Genomic DNA, 18,269 nt, shown 5'->3' with positions numbered 1-18,269 from the left:
TCACCAGCGCAACGGGTTAGCCCAGTATCACGACGCGGCACTGTGTGTGGGCTGAGCCTGAGCGGGTCGTGGCCGGGCCAAATCCGACAGCAACTGTCGTCTCGCCCGCAGGATGTCGTCGACGTTCTGAAAAGCCTCGGGCACCGAGTCGGCCATCGACAGACCATTGTGATGCACGATCCTCAGCAGCCGACCAAACGCCGCGCCGCCGACCACGCTGCAGTACACGCGCGCCTTGCGCAGTTCGTCGTTGAGCTGCAGCAACGCCCGAAAACCCTCCACGCTGACAAAGCGCAGATGGCTCAGGTCAAGCACCAGGGGAGTCTTGAGCCGGGCGAATTTTTGGATCGCCTCGGTGAGGGCCTTCGCGTTCGAGGCGTCGATTTCGCCGTCGACGCGCAGCACGGTGCCCAGGCTGCGGGCATAGACATAGAGGTGCGCCCGGTCGTAGTGGGCCAGGTGCCGGCACCGAGCGGGGTCTTGTTGGTCCGCTGAATTTGCGGAGCGAATAGCAGCCATGAAAGCGCCTATCTGATGTGGGGCGAGTCGGGAGTGAACGGTGTTCTGCACACCGCTCCCGTTAGAGACGCAGCTGTGAACTCAACCTGTCGGCAGCCTACCGCCCCAGGTGAGGGCCCAGATATCGAAATGCTGCAACAACCCGGTCGGCCCCGCGCCCGCGGCGCGAGCCCGACCAGCGCTTTCCAGCACGGACCGACGGCCGCGCACCGGCGAAGTCTTCGTTTCCCGGCCCTTTGGCAACCAAAACCCGTTCGCTTGACGGCCGCACCGACCGGTTTGGCCGGACCGACGGCGGGTATGCGCGTGTCGAGCAGCAATCGCGATGGACCCCCTGATGGACGTGAGGGGTGGTGCGCCCCAATGGAACAGCTGGGCCGCCGGTGGTACCGGCTAGCGATCTCATCCGCATTCACCACGGCGCTCGTTGCCGCCCCCGCTCAGGCAGCCGCCGACCCCGCCCGCACGGTGTTTCCCGGCATGGAGATCCGCCAAGGCAGCGCGGTTTGCATGGTGGGCGTGGTCGAGCCGCGGTTACGGGTCGCCCTGACCAGCGGCCAATGCGACGGCGGGCAGTCCTTGGTGACCGACCGTGACCGCAAGCCGGTCGGCAGCGTGGTCCTGGGCCGCCGCCAGGTCGACCCCGACTCCACCGCCGACACCTCGATGCTGCCCGTGGAATACGAAGTCATTGCGATCGCACCGGACGTGACCGCCACCGATGTGCTACCGACCGGACGGCATCTGGGATCCGCCCCCGGCATGCGGGCGCAACCCGGAATGCCCGTGTGCCAGCTGCGCAGGGCGACGGGCCAACGCTGTGGCTCGGTGAGCTCGGTGAGCAACGGCCGCTTCGCCATCACCGACATGGCCTCCGACAGCAGGGACTTCGGTGGTCCGGTCTACACGCTGACCGCCGACAACAATGCCGTGATCGTGGGGTTGGTGGAGGGCACCTGGAAGTCCTCGCCCCAGATCGAGTCGTGGCAGGCGGTCATGGCGCAGGTCTACATCGACAGCCACACCTACAGCCCACAAAAACAACAACCGCCGCCGCTGCGAATGATCAGCCGGCACACAAGCGCTGGCGAGGCGCGGTAATTGTTTCCTCCGCCCCGGAGTGGGAATCCGCTGCCGGTGAACGTTCTCGATCTTGTGGCGTTGCCATTTCAGTGGGGCTCCGCACTCCGGGGCAAGCGGTTCTTCCATCCGACCGGGGTGCTCGCGGAGGGCTTCATCGAGCGCGTTGCGCCTGCGGCCCAGGGTTTGCCGATCGCGTCGTCGGAAATTGTTGCGCGCGTGTCGAAGGCCACCGGCACGCCCGGGGCGCTGCCCGACTTCATCGGGTTGGCCTTCCGGCTGCCCGCATCGCAGCCCGGCGATAAGCCGTGGGACATCCTGCTCGTCTCGTCCGGCTCGGGCTGGCTGGCCCGCGCCGTGGCGCTCCGGCCGGCCACGTCCTGGAACGGTCAAACCCTGACGACGCTGATGCCGTTGCACTACCGGAACGACAATTGGTGGCTTCGGGCCCGAACGTCGAGCGAAATCGGCGGCACGGGGTTGTCTTTGGACAGCGTCCGGGCCACGCTCGAGCGCGGCAACATCGAGCTGACAGTCGACCAGGCCTGCGGCAGGGGCGATTTCACACCGCTGGCCCGAATGACGCTGACCACCGCCATCGATCCCGAGCACGCACAAGACGTGTCGTTCGATCCCGTCCTCAACACGGCGCCCGGCTTGAGCCTGCACCCGCGGTGGCTGGCCGATCTGCGCGCCCGCGCCTATCAGCACAGCCGCGACGGCAGAGATGCCGAAGAGTAGCCGCTCGTGCTGAGGGGTGGGAATCGGTGGCGGCCCTGACCGACCTCATCGATGGGTTTCTTCATGACTCGGGCACGGCGGGTGCCGTGAACTGTCCAAGGACTCGTCAGCCGGTGCGCCCCAACAGGTGACGCAGCGCCCCGTCCAGGTCCGGTTGGCGGAACCGATGCCCGGCGGCGGCGAGCTTGGCGGGCGCCACGCGCTGGCTCGCGCACGCCAGTTCGCGGGCACCCTGCACGCCCAGCAGGAGCCGAGGCCCCAGCGACGGCACCGGCAACACCGCCGGCCGGTGTAACACCCGCGCCAGGGTGGCGGTGTACTCGCCGTTTCGAACAGGTTGCGGCGCAACGGCATTCACCGGACCTGACAGCGTCTCGTCCCACAGCGCGCGGTGGTAAACGTCCAGCAGGTCGTCGAGCCCGATCCAGGACAGCCATTGCCGACCGTCACCGAGCCGGCCACCCAGTCCGGCGCTGAACAGCGGACGCATCAGCTTCAGCGTGCCGCCGGCGGGCGATTGCACGATGCCGGTGCGCACCTGCACCACCCGCAGCCCCGCCTGCTGCGCGGGCTCGGTCGCGTCCTCCCAGTCGGCCACCACATCAGCCAGGAATCCGTCCCCGCGATCGCTGTCCTCGGTGAGGGTGTCGTCACCGCGGTCGTAGCCGTAGTAGCCGATCGCCGACGCCGAGATCAGCACCGCGGGCCGGGGCTCGCCGCCGCCCAGCAATTCGGCCAGCCGGGCGGTGGGCCCAATCCTGCTGTCCCGGACCATCTGCCGGTGTTCATCGGTGAACCGGCCGGCGATCGATGCGCCCGCCAGATGGATCACCGCGTCGATCCCGTCGAAGAGCCGAGGGTTGGGATGCTCTGGGTTCCACTGTCGTTGATCGGCGCCGCGCGCGGCGTGCCGGACCAGCTGGATCACCCGGTGCCCACCGGTGCGCAGGAAGGCGGTCAGTGCCGAACCCACCAGCCCCGACGATCCGGTGACGGCGATCGTGAGAGGCCGCAGGCCGTTCTCGGCGGCCAGCCGGTGAGCGGCCAGGTCGTCGGCCAGCTGCCGGTGCCGGTATTCGAACATGGGCCGCAGCAGCGATCCGGGCACCGGGGTGTCGACGCGGTCGATCACCCGCGTGCGGTCGCCGCCGAGGTCTTCGAATTCGTGGATGTGATTCCAGCGCATGGCCATTCGGGCCGGAAGGGTCGCCAGCCCGTCACCGCCGATGGTGTCGGCGAAACGCTGTGGCGGGTCATAGCAGTCAGGCCGATGGACGGCGACCCAACGCAGCCCCCCGGGCAGGGCCAGCGTGGCCCGCCCGTCCTTGAGTGAGTCGGCCTCGGTGACCAGCCGCATCGGCTGCCAGGGCGGCGAGAGCCGGCCGAACGCCCCGGGCCTGGCATACCAATCGAAAACGTCGGTGATCGCAGCGTCCACGACGCTCGAATAGTCCAGCCCCATCCCTGAAACGTTAGGGAGGGTACTAGCGATTCGGCAAGGCGTGTTCGACGATAGGCAGCCGGGCCTGCGGCTGCCGCACGCCGCGCTTGGCCGACAGGTACACCTGGGCGGTCTTGTCGGCCACCGTGTGCCAATCGAAGTCCGACGTGAGTCGTTCGCGTGCGGCGTAGGCACGCCGCTGCGCGGCCTGCGGGTCGTCGAGCACGGTCCGCACCGCCGCGGCCAGCCGGGCCACATCGCGGGGCGGGCACGACACCCCGGTCTGGCCGTTGATCACCGCCTCGCCCAAGCCGCCGATGTCCGACGTCACCAGGGGAGTGCCGGCCGCGGCCGCCTCCAGCGCCACGATGCCGAACGGCTCATAGTGACTGGGCAGCACCGCGGCGTCGGCGCGATGCAAGACGGTCAACAGCTCGGCGTGCTCGAGGTGCCCGACGAACCGGATTGCCCTGAGCACCCGGTGTTTACGGGCCTGCTCGATAAGCCAGCCCTGCTGGGTACCCTCACCGGCGATGGTCAGTGTGGTGCCGGGATGGCTGCGCCTGATCCGCGGCAACGCGGCGATGACGTCGTGCACCCCCTTCTCGTACTCCAGCCGGCCTAGGTAGAGCAGCTCGGCCGGCCCGGTGCGTGGCCGCCGCGGCGCGAAGGGCCAGCGGGCCGTCTCGATACCGTTGCAGATCACCGTGATCTCGGCCAGGCCGGGCCCGAACAGTTCGGTGATCTCGTCGGCCATCGACGCCGAACATGTGATCAGCGAGTCGGATTCACGCACCAGCCACGATTCGACCGCGTGCACCTGGCGGCTGATCGCGCCGCTGACCCAGCCGGAATGCCGACCGGCTTCGGTGGCATGAATGGTGGAAACCATTGGCGCATCATAGAATTGGGCGAGCGCGATCGCCGGGTGGGCCACCAGCCAATCGTGGGCGTGCACGACGTCGGGCCGCCAGGCGCGGTTGGTGCCCGGCTCGGTCAGCGGTAGACCGGCGCGGATCATGGAGTGGCCCATCGCGAGCGTCCAGGCCATCATGTCGGTGCCGAAGTTGAATTCGTGCGGATCCTGGGCGGCCGCGATCACCCGGACGCCCTCGCTGATGTGGTCGGACGACGGATGGCTGCGCGGATCGGTGCCGGTCGGACGTCGGGACAGCACGACGACGTCGTGACCGGCGGCGGCCAGCGCGGTCGACAGGTGATGCACGTGCCGGCCGAGCCCGCCGATCACCACCGGTGGGTATTCCCACGACACCATCAGGATTTTCACGCCGCCGCCCGCCTCATCGGGGGAGCCTGCGGGCATCGAGGGCGCCGAAAAGCCCGTCGGCGCGGTTCCATCCCTCCGCCAGCCGCTGTGCGGTGTCGCGGCGGCCCGAGGCGAGCGCGTCGGCGATCTCGCGGGTGGCGTGCGCGTGCAAGTGGGCGCGGTAGCGGGCGTAGTCGGCGGCCGAATCCTTGCTCACCATGAACGGCCAGTCGCTGGAGACGGTGAGCAGCGTTTCGCGCAGGATCTGATCCGCGACATGGTCGCGGGGAATGGGGCCGTCCAGCGACGCCGTCTGGGACAGCGCCTTGTCGACGGTGCTCAGTGCCATGTCGACCACTTCGCTGTTCAGCGCGACCAGATCGGCGACCTGGTCGCCGGCCCACACCTGCCAGTCCTTCCCCGAGCCCCACGAGCTGGGCGGCAGGGCCACCGGCTTCCCGACGAAGCCGTCGGCGATCGCGTCGGTCAGGGTGCCGACCCGAATACCGGCTTCGGGCAAGGCCCGCAGCACCCGCTCCAGCCACATCGGGCCCTCGTACCACCAGTGACCGAACAGCTCGGTGTCGAAGGCGGCGACGACATGCGCGGGTCGTCCGATGCGTTCGGACTCCGAGAGCAGGCGGTTGCGGACCACGTCGACGAAGTCGGCGACGTGCGCGTCGACCGCGTGGTCGGCGCGCTCGGGATCGTAGGGCGCCTTGTCCTCGGAAGGCACGTTGCGGCCCGTCACCCTGGCCGGCTTGAGGCCGGTGAGGTGGTCGTAGGTGTGGAAGTCGCGGTACGCCGCGTGCCCGGGGTAGCCGGATTTCGGTGACCACACCCGGTAGCTGACCTGCAGATCGCGCCCGAAGGCGACCACGTCGGTGTCGCCGACCGGCCGGCCCAGCGCGGTGTCGCCGTGCAGCGACGGGCCGTCAACCATGAAATGGGTGACACCCGCATCCGAATAGTCGTGCTCCATGCCGGGCGCGTAGGCGCACTCGGGCGCCCAGATCCCGCGCGGGAGGTGCGCCAGCCGCGCTTGCGCGTCGGCCAGACCCTCGTGCAGCGCGAACTCGCGCAGCCGCGGCGCCAGCAGCGGTTGGAACGGATGGGCCAGCGGGCCGCCCAGCAGCTCCACCGTGCCGGCGTCCAGCAGGCTGCGCAGCAGCGGGCTGCCGCCGTGCCGCCACAGGGTAGCGAAGTCATCCAGCGCCCGCTGCGCCTCGGCGGACTCACGAATACCCAAGGCGCGCAAGGCTTCCGGTGTGCAGGACGAGTAGCCGGCCGACTTGGAGCGGGGAGCGGACCGCACGCTGGTGGCCTCCAGCGCGCGCAGCCGCCAGTTGGCCAGCCAGTGATACATGCCGTCCAGGCAGTACGGGTCGTCGAGCTGGGCGTTCACCACCGGCGTGACGCCCAGGGTGAGCACGCCCCGGCGATCTTCGCCGGCCAACGTGTTCAGCACGCGCATCAGCGGCAGGTACGCCGCCGCCCAGGATTGATACAGCCATTCCTCGCCGACCGGCCAGCGGCCGTGGTGGGCCAGCCAGGGCAGGTGGGTGTGCAAAACCAGGGTGAACAGGCCGGGGACCCGGTGCTGCGGTGCGGTCACGGCGCTACCGCGATCGCGATCAGGTCGAGGCTGTCGTCGATGTGGTGACCGGTGCCCGCACCCGCGCCGGCTTCCACCAAGTCGAAGTCCTCGGTGGTGACGGCGGCGACGTCGGCCACCAGCTGGGGCGGCCACGGAGCCCCTTGGTCAGCGGCCATTGCCCGCTGGATCTGCGCGTCGATGATCGACCCGCCGTGCCGGGCATCCATCTCGCGCAGCCGCGGGCCGTGGAACAGGCCGCTGACCGCAACGTCGGCGAAGCCGCCGTCGAGGAGCAGCTGGGTCAGCTCGGCGGCGTTGAGCTCCCGGGTGTGGAAGGGGTTGATCGGGGTGTCGCGGCCCGGGGAGAAGGTGATCCGGTTGGGCGTCGACATCAGCAGCAGTCCCGACGGCCGCAGCACCCGGGCGCACTCGGTGACGAACTGTGTTTGGTCCCACAGGTGTTCGATCACCTGGAAGTTGACCACAACATCCACCGACGCATCGGGCAGCGGTAGCCGCGCGAGGTTCGCCTGCATGACGTCCACCCGGGGATAGCGGCGGCGGACATGGGCCACCGCGGCCTCGTCGTAGTCCACCGCGATGACGCGGCGGGCGACACCCGCGATCAGATCCGCCCCGTAGCCCTCGCCGCAGCCGGCCTCCAGGACGTCGGCGTCCACGCAGCGCTCGGCAAGCCGCTGGTAGACGACCTCATGGCGGCGGAACCAGTAATTCTCGATGTCCAAACCCGGGATGGTGCGCTCACCCGTCAGCATCATCACGGCGTCGCCCGCCGAGCCGGTGTCGGCGGGGACGTGTTGCGGGGCGTCGGGGACCAGTGCGCTCATTGCATAGGCAGGCTAACGCGAAGTGTCGGATTCGCGAACCGGGAAAGTGAGCCCCCGCTTCTCCAGCGGCGGACGGGCCGCGAGAACGTGCCGCCCGGCGACGACCCCGACCGCGGCAGCGGACGGGGGAGGAGCGGGCAATATGGCCTGAGCGACCAGCTATGGTGTGAAGGCATACCGCACAAAGTTACCGGGTAGTAACACGGCTGTGCGTTGCGAAACACGCGTACCGAGGTCCCGCAGCCGATCGCTGCGGACCCCTTCGAGGAGGACGAACCACACTCATGACGAACATCGTGGTCCTGATAAAGCAGGTCCCAGACACCTGGTCGGAGCGCAAGCTGTCTGAAGGCGACTGGACGCTCGACCGCGAGGCCGCCGACGCGGTGCTGGACGAGATCAACGAGCGCGCCGTCGAGGAGGCCTTGCAGATCCGCGAGCGCGAGGGCGGCGAAGGATCGGTCACGGTGCTGACCGCCGGCCCCGAGCGCGCCACCGAGGCGATCCGCAAGGCGCTGTCGATGGGCGCCGACAAGGCCGTCCACCTCAAGGACGACGGCATGCACGGTTCGGACGTGGTCCAGACCGGGTGGGCTCTGGCGCGCGCGCTGGGCACCATCGAGGGCACCGAGCTGGTGATCGCCGGCAACGAGGCCACCGACGGTACCGGCGGCGCGGTGCCGGCCATCATCGCCGAGTACCTAGGCCTGCCGCAGCTCACCCACGTCCGCAAGCTCTCCATCGAGGGCGGCAAGGTCACCGGCGAGCGTGAGACCGACGACGGTGTCTTCAACCTCGAGGCGAATCTGCCCGCCGTGGTCAGCGTGACCGAGAAGATCAACGAACCGCGCTTCCCGTCCTTCAAGGGCATCATGGCCGCCAAGAAGAAAGAGGTCACGGTGCTGACCCTGGCGGAGATCGGGGTCGAAAGCGACGAAGTCGGCCTGGCCAACGCCGGGTCCTCCGTGCTCTCGTCGACGCCGAAGCCGCCCAAGACCGCGGGTGAGAAGGTCACCGACGAGGGCGAGGGCGGTAACGACATCGCCAAGTACCTGGTTGCCCAGAAGATCATCTGACCCGAGTCCCCTAAGACGAGAAGAGCGAGATAACCCATGGCTGAAGTACTGGTGCTCGTCGAGCACGCCGAAGGAGCGGTGAAGAAGGTCACCGCCGAACTGATCACCGCCGCCCGGGCTCTGGGCGAGCCGTCCGCCGTCGTCGTCGGCGCCCCGGGCACGGCCGCCCCCCTGGCCGACGCGCTGAAGGAAGCCGGCGCCGCCAAGATCTACGTCGCCGAGTCCGACGACGTGGACAAGTACCTGATCACGCCGGTGGTCGACGTGCTGGCCTCGCTGGCCGAGTCGAACGCCCCGGCGGCGGTGCTGCTGGCCGCCAACGCCGACGGCAAGGAAATCGCCGGCCGGCTCGCGGCCCGGATCGGATCCGGACTGCTGGTGGACGTCGTCGAGGTCAAGGAAGGCTCTAAGGCCATCCACTCCATCTTCGGTGGCGCGTTCACCGTCGAGGCGCAGGCCAACGGCGACACCCCGGTGATCACGCTGCGCGCCGGAGCCGTCGACGCGGAGCCGTCCGCCGGCGCCGGCGAAGAGGTCAAGGTCGAGGTCCCGGCCCCGGCCGAGAACGCCACCAAGATCACCGCCCGCGAGCCCGCGGTCGCCGGTGACCGTCCGGAACTGACCGAGGCCACCATCGTCGTCTCCGGTGGCCGGGGTGTCGGCAGCGCGGAGAACTTCAGCGTCGTCGAGGAGCTGGCCGACTCGCTGGGTGCGGCCGTAGGTGCGTCACGCGCCGCCGTCGACTCCGGCTATTACCCGGGCCAGTTCCAGGTGGGCCAGACCGGCAAGACGGTTTCGCCGCAGCTCTACATCGCGCTGGGCATCTCCGGTGCCATCCAGCACCGCGCGGGCATGCAGACGTCCAAGACGATCATCGCGGTCAACAAGGACGAAGAGGCGCCCATCTTCGAGATCGCCGACTACGGCGTGGTGGGTGACCTGTTCAAGGTCGCTCCGCAGCTGACCGAGGCGATCAAGGCACGCAAGGGCTGAGTCACGGCCTTCCAGCCCCCGGCACCGCGGTGCCGGGGGCTTTTGCGTTGCGTCAGCCCCCAACCAGCATTGCGTCGATGCGGCGCAGCGCGATCGCACAGACGGCGGCGTACGGCGCCGCCCACCAGGGCACGTCGATCGACGCCCGCGCCCCGTCGCCCATCGGGTCCACCCGGTGCCGGGTGGCGGGCACGCCGGCCACCCGCCACGCCCAGGACCGGCCGGGCTCGAACTCGGTGACGACGAACGGTACCGAGACCAGCAGCGACGTCTGCACCGTCCCGGTCACGTGCAGGCCCAACTCGGTGTACGGCTCGTCGAGTCGCGCGCCGCTGATCGTCGGGCCCCACTTCGGCCAGGCGTCCACATCGACCAGCAGCCGCCACACCGCGGCCGGGGCGGCCGCGATGTCCTTGTCGACGGTCAGCATAGTTTGTCACCTCACGTGCACCGACACGTCACAGCATCGATGCCGACTAGCTCATCGACTACGCCACGTTGGGGTCCATGAGCATTGCTTCAGTCCTCATACCCAGCGACAACTCGACCGGCACGGCGACCAGCGCGTCGGCCACACCCCGCTATTCGCTGTTGCTGTCCACCGACCCCAGCATGATCGAGGCGGCGCAGCGCCTCCGCTATGACGTGTTCACCAGTACGCCGGGGTTCGCACTCCCGGCGGCCGACCAGGAACGACGGGATGTCGACAGGTTCGACGAGTTCTGCGACCACCTGCTGGTGCGCGACGACGACACCGGCGAGCTGGTCGGTTGTTACCGCATGTTGGCGCCGGCGGGCGCCGTCGCGGCCGGTGGGCTCTACACCGCCACCGAATTCGACATCCGCGCCCTGGACCCGCTGCGGCCGTCACTGGTGGAGATGGGCCGGGCCGTGGTGCGCGACGGGCATCGCAACGGCGGCGTCGTGCTGTTGATGTGGGCGGGCATCCTGGCCTACCTGGACCGCTACGGCTACGACTACGTGACCGGGTGCGTGTCGGTGCCCATCGGCGGCGCCGGCGAGCCCCCGGGCACGCAGCTGCGCGGCGTGCGTGACTTCATCCTGAGCCGGCACGCGGCGCCGCCGGAATACCGGGTGTTCCCGCATCGGCCGGTGGTCGTCGACGGGACGGGCATCGACGACATCGCGCCGCCCGCGCGCCCCTCGGTTCCGGCGCTGCTGCGCGGCTACCTGCGGCTGGGCGCCCGGGTATGCGGGGAACCCGCGCACGACCCGGACTTCGGCGTCGGCGATTTCTGCGTCCTACTGGGCAAGGAGCACGCCGACACCCGATATCTGAAGCGACTCCGGTCGGTGTCCGCGGCGTCGGAAATGGCGGGCGGCGAGCGATGAACGTCCCCGCGGGCACCGGGCACTCCTGGCTACCGCGCGCATCGTGCGATGCCGGCTGTGTGGGCGCGGGTGACGTGGTGCCGTCGCGGCCGCTGGCCAGGGCGGTGCGGGTGACGCTTCGCCTCATGCTGGCCGCGCTGTTGGCGCCGGGGCTGCCGCTGCTGGCGGTGCCGCTGCCCGGCCGCACCCGCGTGCAGCGCCTCTACTGCCGCCTGGTGCTGCGCTGCCTTGGCGTTCGAATCACCGTGACGGGCAACCCGATTCGCAACCTGAGCGGAGTGTTGGTGGTCAGCCCGCACATGTCCTGGCTTGACGTGTTCGCCATCGGTTCGGTGCTGCCCGGATCGTTCGTCGCGCGGGCCGACATGTTCACCGGGCCGGCGACCGGGATCGTGGCCCGCATCCTGAAGATCATCCCGATCGAGCGGTCCAGTCTGCGCCGGCTGCCCGGTGTGGTGGACGCCGTCGCCCGCCGATTGCGCGCCGGACAAACCGTCGTCGCCTTTCCGGAGGGCACCACCTGGTGCGGTCACCCCGGCGACGATGCCGGCCGGGCACCGGACGGAGGAGGAGCCGGGCAATCGCACCAAGGCCGCGGCGCCTTCTACCCGGCGATGTTCCAGGCCGCCATCGACGCCGGCCGTCCGGTGCAGCCGCTGCGGCTGACCTATCACCACGTGGACGGCAGCCCCTCGACGGTGCCGGCGTTCGTCGGCGACGAGACCCTGCTGAGCTCGATCCACCGACTGCTGGTCGTGCCGCGCACGCTGGCGCGGGTGCATATCGAGTCTCTGCAGCTCCCGGGAACCGACCGGCGCGCCCTGGCCGGCCGGTGCCAGTCCGCGGTGGGTGCGGGAACCGCCCGGCGCGCTGGTCACGTCCACATGCTGGTGGCCTGAGCAAACCGGCGGGCCGGTATCGTGGGTCGCGTCATGGTCTACCTGGATCACGCCGCCACCACCCCGATGCACCCCGCCGCCGTCGAGGCGATGACGGCTGTGCTCGGCACGGTCGGTAACGCGTCCTCGCTGCACACCAGCGGCCGCGCGGCGCGCCGCCGCATCGAGGAGTCCCGTGAGCTCATTGCCGACCGGCTGGGGGCGCGCCCCTCGGAGGTCATCTTCACCGCCGGCGGCACCGAGAGCGACAATCTGGCGGTCAAGGGCATCTACTGGGCCCGCCGCGACGCCGAGCCGCGGCACCGGCGCATCGTCACCAGCGAGGTGGAACACCACGCGGTACTGGACTCGGTGAACTGGCTCGTCGAGCACGAGGGCGCCGAGGTCAGCTGGCTGCCTACCGCCGCCGACGGGTCGGTGTCGGCGGCGGCGCTGCGCGAGGTGCTCACCCGCCACCGCGACGCCGATGACGTCGCGCTGGTCTCGGTGATGTGGGCCAACAACGAGGTCGGCACCGTGCAGCCGACCGCCGAACTCGCCGCCGTCGCAGCCGAATTCGGAGTCCCCATGCACAGCGACGCCGTTCAGGCGGTGGGGCAGCTGCCGGTCGACTTCGCCGCCAGCGGCTTGTCGGCGATGAGCGTGACCGCTCACAAGTTCGGCGGCCCGCCGGCCGTGGGTGCGCTGCTGCTGCGCCGCGACGTCGCGTGCGTGCCGCTGGCGCACGGAGGCGGGCAGGAACGCGACATCCGTTCGGGCACCGCCGATGTCGCCGGTGCCGTAGGCATGGCGACGGCGGCCCGGATCTCGGTCGACGGGCTCGAGGTCAACAGCGCCCGGCTGCGGGCATTGCGCGACCGGCTGGTCGACGGGGTGCTGGGCGGCATCGAGGACGTCACGCTCAACGGCGCCCGCGATCCGTCCCCCGCAAGCGGGAGGTACCCCCAACGCCTACCCGGTAACGCGCACTTCACCTTCCGCGGCTGCGAGGGTGACGCGCTGCTGATGCTGTTGGACGCCAACGGGATCGAGTGCTCGACCGGATCGGCGTGCACCGCCGGTGTCGCCCAGCCCTCGCACGTGCTGATCGCGATGGGCGCCGACGCGACCAGTGCTCGCGGGTCCTTGCGGCTCTCGTTGGGGCACACCAGTGTCGACGCCGACGTCGACGAGGTGCTGCGGGTACTGCCCGGGGCGGTGGACCGCGCCCGTCGCGCCGCACTGGCCGCCGCGGGGGCGTCCTAAGTGAAAGTGCTTGCCGCCATGAGCGGTGGCGTCGACTCGTCGGTCGCCGCCGCCCGGATGGTCGACGCCGGACACGACGTGGTCGGCGTGCACCTGGCGCTGTCCAGCGCTCCCGGCACGCTGCGCACCGGCTCACGCGGGTGCTGCTCGAAGGAAGACGCCTCCGACGCGCGCCGCGTCGCTGATGTGCTTGGAATTCCGTTCTACGTATGGGATTTCGCGGAGCGGTTCAAGTCGGACGTCATCGACGAATTCGTGTCGTCGTACGCACGCGGCGAAACACCCAACCCATGCGTGGTGTGCAATCAGAAGATCAAGTTCTCGGCGCTGTCGGCGAAAGCCGTTGCGCTCGGGTTCGACACGGTGGCCACCGGCCACTACGCCCGGCTCTCGGACGGCCGGCTGCGTCGCGCCGTCGATCACGACAAGGACCAGTCCTACGTGCTGGCCGTGCTGAGCGCCGAGCAGTTGCGCCACGCGGCGTTCCCGATCGGCGACACCCCTAAGCCGCAGATCCGGGCCGAGGCCGCGCGGCGCGGTCTGACCGTCGCCGAGAAGCCGGACAGTCACGACATCTGTTTCATCCCGTCGGGCAACACCCGCGCCTTCCTCGGCGAGCGCATCGGGGTGCGCCGCGGTGCCGTGGTCAATGCGGACGGCACGGTGCTCGCCGAGCATGACGGCGTGCACGGTTTCACCGTCGGCCAGCGCAAGGGGCTCGGCATCGCCGGGCCGGGACCCGATGGTCGCCCGCGTTACGTGACCGCGATCGACGCGGAGACTGCGACCGTGCGGGTGGGCGACGCGGCCGACCTCGAGATACGTGAAATGGTAGGGCGCGCACCAATTTTCACCTCGGGCATCAGGCCGGCCGGCCCGCTGGAGTGCGCGGTTCAGGTACGCGCGCACGGGGAAGCGGTCGACGCGGTAGCCGAACTGGTCGACGACGAGCTCGTGGTGCGGCTGCGCGCGCCGATGCGCGGGGTGGCCCGCGGCCAGACGCTGGTGCTGTATCGTCCCGATCCCGACGGCGACGAGGTGCTCGGCAGCGCCACCATCGCCGCCACCACCCGCTGAACCGGCGCTAGCGCGGCATGTTCGCGGAGATATTCCTCATCACGATGTCGGACACCGATTGCGCGAAGCCGCAGAAGGTGACCTCCAGCATGGCCACCGACAGGATCCGGTAGTCGCGTCCGCACCCGCCCGGCCGCAGATGCAGCGAGGTCGCATCGGCGTTCCAGTCGCCGACGTAGAGCTGCCCGCTCGAGCCGTTCGCGCAGTCGCCCACGGTGCTCACCAGGGCGCCGAAGGCACGCCGGGCGGTGTCGGCGTCGCGGTAGGCCGCGGCGCCTTCGGAGATCAGCGCGCCGTCGGGTGGGTCCTGAAACGTTGTCTTGTGGAACGCCTCGAGATCGTTCCCGAAGGTTGCGGTCTCGGCGTAGATGAACCGGCACTCGCGCGGTGCGGTATCGGCCAGCGCGTCGATGTCCACCGGGGTGGTGCCGTCCATCGAGGGGATGATGGTCAGATGTTCACCGGCGCCGGTGATCGCGCGCATCCGCGACTGGTCCAGCAGGATCGCGTCGACGTCGACGCCCTGCACCACCCGGCGGTCGGCGCCGGACCCCGCCACGGCCGCGCCGTCCACCACCCGGGTGCACGCCGCCACCAGCGCCACCACCGCGCACAACAGCGGCAGCCACGCTGATTTCGCCTTCTGCGCCACGTTTTGACACCCCTTTGGCGTTGAACCTACCCGCGCCGGCCCGTGCCACACAGACCCCTGCCGACCGACGGGTGGTGCGACGTCGAATACGGTTGTCTGGTGAGCGTTTTCACCCATCCCTTTGCCAACGCCAGCGGCGTCGGATCGATGCCCGGCGTCGCCGCGCGTCAAGCCGCCGAAGTCGTGGTGGGTGAACTCGCGGATGCGCTGGCGCACATCGTCGAGCTGCCGGCGCGGGGAGTGGGTGCCGACATGCTGGGACGGGCCGGCGCGCTGCTGGTCGACGTGGCCATCGACACGGTGCCGCGCGGTTACCGGCTGGCCGCCCGGCCGGGGGCGGTCACCCGCCGCGCCATAAGCCTGCTCGACGAGGACATGGACGCGCTCGAAGAGGCCTGGGAGGCCGCCGGCCTGCGCAACGACGGCCGGGTGGTGAAGGTGCAGGCGCCGGGTCCGATCACGTTGGCCGCCGAGATCGAGCTGTCCAACGGACACCGGGCGATCACCGACCCCGGGGCGCTGCGTGATCTGACGGCCTCGCTGGCCGAGGGGGTGGCCGCGCACCGCGCGGGCCTGGCGCGCCGGCTCGAGGCGGAGGTGGTGGTGCAGTTCGATGAGCCGTCGCTGCCCAAGGCCCTGGCCGGCGGACTCAGTGGGGTGACCGCGCTCAGCCCGGTGGCCCCGGTCGACGAGGAGGTGGCCGCCGGCCTGCTCGACACCTGTGCCCGCACGGTGGGAGGTGAGGTGCTGCTGCACTGCAGTGCTCCCGATATCCCGTGGGAACTGTTGCAGCGCAGCGTCATTGGCGCTGTCTTGGTGGACGCGGGCGCGTTGGACGTGGCGGATCTGGACGGTGTCGCCGAGTTCGTGGAGTCCGGCCGCACCGTCGTGCTGGGGGTGGTGGCCCCCCAAGCCCCGGCACGCCGGATTTCGGCGGAGGAGGTGGCCGCCGCGGTGGTCGCGGTGACCGATCGCCTCGGCTTCGCCCGTTCGGCGCTACGCGACCGCGTCGGCGTCACCCCCGCCCGCGGTCTGGCCGGCGCCACGCCGGAGTGGGCCCGGACCGCGATCGAGCTTGCCCGCAAGGCGGCCGAGATGTTCGCCGAGGATCCCGACGCCATCGAATAGGCAACCTCCCGGTTGCGCTTGAAGAGCGGGTGTGGCGGGCCATCCGCGACGCCGAGGAGTTCGGCCGCTGGTTCGGGGTGCGCTTCGACGGGCCGTTCGTCGCCGTCGAACCCCACCGCCGGTTCGCCTACCAGTTCCGCATCGCAGGTCAGCAGCGCCATACCGGTCACCCGGCACGCGGTGGACCGGTTGCGGGCCTTCGTGGAGGACTGAAGCGCAGGACCGAGCGCCCCCGGTTTCGCGTCGGTGTCCTCGGATAGCCTGCCAAGGTGAGCGCAACAGAAGCCGATTCGGTGTCGCCCGAGGTGCGCCGGCAATGGCAGGACCTGGCCGAAGAGGTCCGTGAACACCAGTTCCGCTACTACATCAAGGACGCTCCGATCATCTCGGACGCGGACTTCGATGCGATGTTCAACGAGCTTCTCGCGCTCGAGGAGCGCCATCCCGAGCTGCGGGTGGCCGATTCTCCGACGCAGCTGGTCGGCGGGGCCGGGTTTGCCACGGAGTTCGCCGAGGCGCAGCACCTGGAACGGATGCTGAGCCTCGACGATGTCTTCGATCGCGACGAGCTGGTCGCCTGGAGTAACCGCGTACAAAACGAGGTCGGCACGGAGCCGTACTACCTGTGCGAACTCAAAATCGACGGGGTCGCCCTGGCGTTGGTGTACCGCGATGGGCGGCTGGAACGCGCGGCGACCCGGGGCGACGGCCGGGTCGGCGAGGACGTGACGCTCAACGCTCGCACCATCGACGACGTCCCCGAGCGGCTGTCGGCCAGCAAGGAATTTCCGGTTCCCGCATTGCTCGAGGTGCGCGGCGAGGCGTTCTTCCTGCTCTCCGATTTCGAGGCGCTCAACGCCAGCCTGGTCGAAGACGGCAAGGCGCCGTTCGCCAATCCGCGCAACAGCGCCGCCGGCTCGCTGCGCCAGAAGAACCCGGCCGTGACCGCCCGGCGCAAGCTGCGGATGATCTGCCACGGCATCGGCCGCACCGAGGGGTTCGCGCCGAAGAGCCAGCACGAGGCCTACACCGCGCTGAGCGCCTGGGGGTTGCCGGTGGCCGAACAGACCGCGCGGGTGCGCGGCCTTGCCGCGGTGGAGGAGCGGATCGGCTACTGGGGTGAGCACCGCTACGAGCTCGAGCACGAAATCGACGGCGTGGTGGTCAAAGTCGACGACGTCGCGCTGCAGCGCCGGCTCGGGAGCACCTCCCGCGCGCCGCGCTGGGCCGTCGCCTACAAGTACCCGCCGCAGGAGGCGCAGACCAAGTTGCTCGACATCCGGGTCAATGTCGGGCGCACCGGACGCGTCACCCCGTTCGCGTTCATGACGCCGGTGAAGGTGGCCGGGTCGACGGTCGGGCTGGCCACCCTGCACAACGCCGCCGAGGTGAAACGCAAGGGCGTGCTGATCGGTGACACCGTGATGATCCGCAAGGCCGGCGATGTGATCCCGGAGGTGCTCGGCCCCGTCGTCGACCTGCGCGACGGCTCCGAGCGCGAATTCGTCATGCCGACCACGTGTCCCGAATGCGGCACCACGCTGGCGCCGGCCAAGGAGGGCGACGCCGACATCCGCTGCCCCAATGCGCGGTCCTGCCCGGCGCAGCTGCGAGAGCGGGTGTTTCACGTCGCCGGCCGCGGTGCGTTCGACATCGAGGGGCTCGGCTACGAGGCGGCCACCGCGCTGCTCAAAGCCGAGGTGATCGCCGACGAGGGCGACCTGTTCACGCTCACCGAAGACGACTTGCTGCGCACCGAGCTGTTCAGGACGAAGGCCGGTGCGTTGTCCGCCAACGGCAAGCGGCTGCTCGACAACCTGGACAAGGCCAAGACGGTGGCGCTGTGGCGCGTCCTGGTGGCGCTGTCGATCCGGCATGTCGGGCCGACGGCCGCGCGCGCCCTGGCGACCGAGTTCGGCGACCTGGATTCGATCATGTCGGCGTCGACCGAGCGGCTGGCCGCGGTGGAAGGCGTCGGGCCGACGATCGCGGCGGCGCTCACCGAATGGTTCACCGTGGACTGGCACCGCGCGATCGTCGACAAATGGCGGGCCGCCGGCGTGCGGATGGCCGACGAGCGCGACACCAGCGTGCAGCGCACGCTGGAGGGGCTGACGGTGGTGGTCACCGGGTCGCTCGCGGGCTTTTCCCGCGACGACGCCAAGGAGGCGATCCTGACGCGCGGGGGAAAGGCCGCCGGCTCGGTGTCGAAGAAGACCGACTACGTGGTGGCCGGCGATTCGCCGGGTTCCAAGTACGACAAGGCGATCGAGCTCGGGGTACCCGTTCTCGACGAGGACGGCTTCAGGAAACTGCTGGCCGAGGGTCCACCCGAGACGCCGGCGGACTGAAC

18 protein-coding genes are annotated in these 18,269 nt (G+C 69.9%); 11 read left to right on the top strand and 7 right to left on the bottom strand.

Annotation, left to right across the window (positions count from 1 at the left end):
• Positions 1-27: 27 nt before the first annotated feature.
• Positions 28-459, bottom strand: a complete 432-nt coding sequence (locus tag ACIUM1_RS06985; protein ID WP_406817572.1) for an STAS domain-containing protein — start codon at positions 457-459, stop codon at positions 28-30.
• Between the two features lie 423 nt (positions 460-882).
• Between ACIUM1_RS06985 and ACIUM1_RS06980 the strand changes: the two genes are divergently transcribed.
• Positions 883-1,620, top strand: a complete 738-nt coding sequence (locus tag ACIUM1_RS06980) for a hypothetical protein (protein WP_406816488.1) — start codon at positions 883-885, stop codon at positions 1,618-1,620.
• Between the two features lie 36 nt (positions 1,621-1,656).
• A complete protein-coding gene (locus ACIUM1_RS06975; protein WP_406816487.1) occupies positions 1,657-2,340 on the top strand; it encodes a phosphodiesterase in 684 nt (227 codons plus the stop codon).
• A 106-nt stretch (positions 2,341-2,446) separates the two neighbouring features.
• On the opposite strand, the gene ACIUM1_RS06970 is transcribed toward ACIUM1_RS06975, so the two are convergent.
• Genes ACIUM1_RS06970 through ACIUM1_RS06955 form a run of 4 tightly spaced genes read right to left on the bottom strand, consistent with a single transcriptional unit; the run spans position 2,447 to position 7,493 of the window.
• Positions 2,447-3,802: a TIGR01777 family oxidoreductase gene (locus ACIUM1_RS06970; RefSeq protein WP_406816486.1), complete on the bottom strand. Its 1,356-nt coding sequence runs from the start codon at positions 3,800-3,802 to the stop codon at positions 2,447-2,449.
• A 22-nt stretch (positions 3,803-3,824) separates the two neighbouring features.
• The gene (locus tag ACIUM1_RS06965; protein ID WP_406817571.1) at positions 3,825-5,069 is read right to left on the bottom strand and encodes a glycosyltransferase family 4 protein; all 1,245 of its coding nucleotides are present in this window, start codon (positions 5,067-5,069) and stop codon (positions 3,825-3,827) included.
• A gap of 13 nt (positions 5,070-5,082) precedes the next feature.
• A complete protein-coding gene (locus tag ACIUM1_RS06960; RefSeq protein WP_406816485.1) occupies positions 5,083-6,663 on the bottom strand; it encodes a 1,4-alpha-glucan branching protein domain-containing protein in 1,581 nt (526 codons plus the stop codon).
• On the bottom strand, positions 6,660-7,493 hold the full coding sequence (locus ACIUM1_RS06955) for a class I SAM-dependent methyltransferase (protein WP_406816484.1): 834 nt from the start codon (positions 7,491-7,493) through the stop codon (positions 6,660-6,662). The genes ACIUM1_RS06960 and ACIUM1_RS06955 overlap by 4 nt, the downstream gene beginning before the upstream one ends.
• 284 nt (positions 7,494-7,777) lie before the next feature.
• On the opposite strand from ACIUM1_RS06955, the gene ACIUM1_RS06950 reads away from it, so the two are divergent.
• Together ACIUM1_RS06950 and ACIUM1_RS06945 are read left to right on the top strand one after the other, a co-directional pair.
• Positions 7,778-8,569: an electron transfer flavoprotein subunit beta/FixA family protein gene (locus ACIUM1_RS06950; RefSeq protein WP_406816483.1), complete on the top strand. Its 792-nt coding sequence runs from the start codon at positions 7,778-7,780 to the stop codon at positions 8,567-8,569.
• Positions 8,570-8,605: 36 nt separating this feature from the next.
• Positions 8,606-9,562 (top strand): electron transfer flavoprotein subunit alpha/FixB family protein, encoded by a 957-nt coding sequence (locus ACIUM1_RS06945; RefSeq protein WP_406816482.1) that lies wholly within the window; start codon positions 8,606-8,608, stop codon positions 9,560-9,562.
• Positions 9,563-9,614: 52 nt separating this feature from the next.
• Here ACIUM1_RS06945 and ACIUM1_RS06940 read toward each other — a convergent pair whose 3' ends face one another.
• A complete protein-coding gene (locus ACIUM1_RS06940) occupies positions 9,615-9,992 on the bottom strand; it encodes an SRPBCC family protein (protein WP_406816481.1) in 378 nt (125 codons plus the stop codon).
• Positions 9,993-10,069: 77 nt separating this feature from the next.
• Between ACIUM1_RS06940 and ACIUM1_RS06935 the strand changes: the two genes are divergently transcribed.
• Genes ACIUM1_RS06935 through mnmA form a run of 4 tightly spaced genes read left to right on the top strand, consistent with a single transcriptional unit; the run spans position 10,070 to position 14,136 of the window.
• A complete protein-coding gene (locus ACIUM1_RS06935; protein ID WP_406816480.1) occupies positions 10,070-10,915 on the top strand; it encodes a GNAT family N-acetyltransferase in 846 nt (281 codons plus the stop codon).
• Positions 10,912-11,814, top strand: a complete 903-nt coding sequence (locus ACIUM1_RS06930) for a lysophospholipid acyltransferase family protein (protein ID WP_406816479.1) — start codon at positions 10,912-10,914, stop codon at positions 11,812-11,814. The genes ACIUM1_RS06935 and ACIUM1_RS06930 overlap by 4 nt, the downstream gene beginning before the upstream one ends.
• Positions 11,815-11,847: 33 nt before the next feature.
• Positions 11,848-13,059 (top strand): cysteine desulfurase family protein, encoded by a 1,212-nt coding sequence (locus ACIUM1_RS06925; protein WP_406816478.1) that lies wholly within the window; start codon positions 11,848-11,850, stop codon positions 13,057-13,059.
• Entirely contained in the window at positions 13,060-14,136 is a 1,077-nt protein-coding gene (mnmA, locus tag ACIUM1_RS06920; RefSeq protein WP_406816477.1) for a tRNA 2-thiouridine(34) synthase MnmA, read from the top strand. It begins immediately after the preceding gene.
• Positions 14,137-14,143: 7 nt separating this feature from the next.
• Here the strand turns inward: mnmA and ACIUM1_RS06915 are convergent, their stop codons facing one another.
• Positions 14,144-14,788 (bottom strand): sensor domain-containing protein, encoded by a 645-nt coding sequence (locus ACIUM1_RS06915; protein ID WP_406816476.1) that lies wholly within the window; start codon positions 14,786-14,788, stop codon positions 14,144-14,146.
• Positions 14,789-14,935: 147 nt separating this feature from the next.
• Between ACIUM1_RS06915 and ACIUM1_RS06910 the strand changes: the two genes are divergently transcribed.
• From ACIUM1_RS06910 to ligA, 3 genes are read left to right on the top strand one after another with little or no spacing between them, the layout of a single operon-like run.
• Complete coding sequence (locus ACIUM1_RS06910; RefSeq protein WP_406817570.1) at positions 14,936-15,916, top strand: methionine synthase; 981 nt, start codon at positions 14,936-14,938, stop codon at positions 15,914-15,916.
• 29 nt (positions 15,917-15,945) lie between these two features.
• Positions 15,946-16,176, top strand: coding sequence for a hypothetical protein (locus tag ACIUM1_RS06905; RefSeq protein WP_406817906.1), 231 nt, complete (start codon positions 15,946-15,948; stop codon positions 16,174-16,176).
• Positions 16,177-16,185: 9 nt separating this feature from the next.
• A complete protein-coding gene (gene ligA / locus ACIUM1_RS06900; protein WP_406816475.1) occupies positions 16,186-18,267 on the top strand; it encodes an NAD-dependent DNA ligase LigA in 2,082 nt (693 codons plus the stop codon).
• Positions 18,268-18,269: the final 2 nt, after the last annotated feature.

The sequence above is a fragment of the Mycobacterium sp. M23085 genome (assembly GCF_045343915.1).
Lineage (GTDB): Bacteria > Actinomycetota > Actinomycetes > Mycobacteriales > Mycobacteriaceae > Mycobacterium.
The sequence above is the reverse complement of the archived record's forward strand: the minus strand, read 5'-3'. Positions and strand labels throughout refer to the sequence as shown.

Bases quoted from the DNA above. Each gene is read 5' to 3' on its own strand.
- ACIUM1_RS06935 (WP_406816480.1), top strand. From the start codon at position 10,070: ATGAGCATTGCTTCAGTCCTCATACCCAGCGACAACTCGACCGGCACG.
- ACIUM1_RS06950 (WP_406816483.1), top strand. From the start codon at position 7,778: ATGACGAACATCGTGGTCCTGATAAAGCAGGTCCCAGACACCTGGTCG.
- ACIUM1_RS06925 (WP_406816478.1), top strand. From the start codon at position 11,848: ATGGTCTACCTGGATCACGCCGCCACCACCCCGATGCACCCCGCCGCC.
- ACIUM1_RS06970 (WP_406816486.1), bottom strand. From the start codon at position 3,802: ATGGGGCTGGACTATTCGAGCGTCGTGGACGCTGCGATCACCGACGTT.
- ACIUM1_RS06955 (WP_406816484.1), bottom strand. From the start codon at position 7,493: ATGAGCGCACTGGTCCCCGACGCCCCGCAACACGTCCCCGCCGACACC.
- ACIUM1_RS06910 (WP_406817570.1), top strand. From the start codon at position 14,936: ATGCCCGGCGTCGCCGCGCGTCAAGCCGCCGAAGTCGTGGTGGGTGAA.
- ACIUM1_RS06930 (WP_406816479.1), top strand. From the start codon at position 10,912: ATGAACGTCCCCGCGGGCACCGGGCACTCCTGGCTACCGCGCGCATCG.
- ACIUM1_RS06945 (WP_406816482.1), top strand. From the start codon at position 8,606: ATGGCTGAAGTACTGGTGCTCGTCGAGCACGCCGAAGGAGCGGTGAAG.
- ACIUM1_RS06980 (WP_406816488.1), top strand. From the start codon at position 883: ATGGAACAGCTGGGCCGCCGGTGGTACCGGCTAGCGATCTCATCCGCA.
- ACIUM1_RS06940 (WP_406816481.1), bottom strand. From the start codon at position 9,992: ATGCTGACCGTCGACAAGGACATCGCGGCCGCCCCGGCCGCGGTGTGG.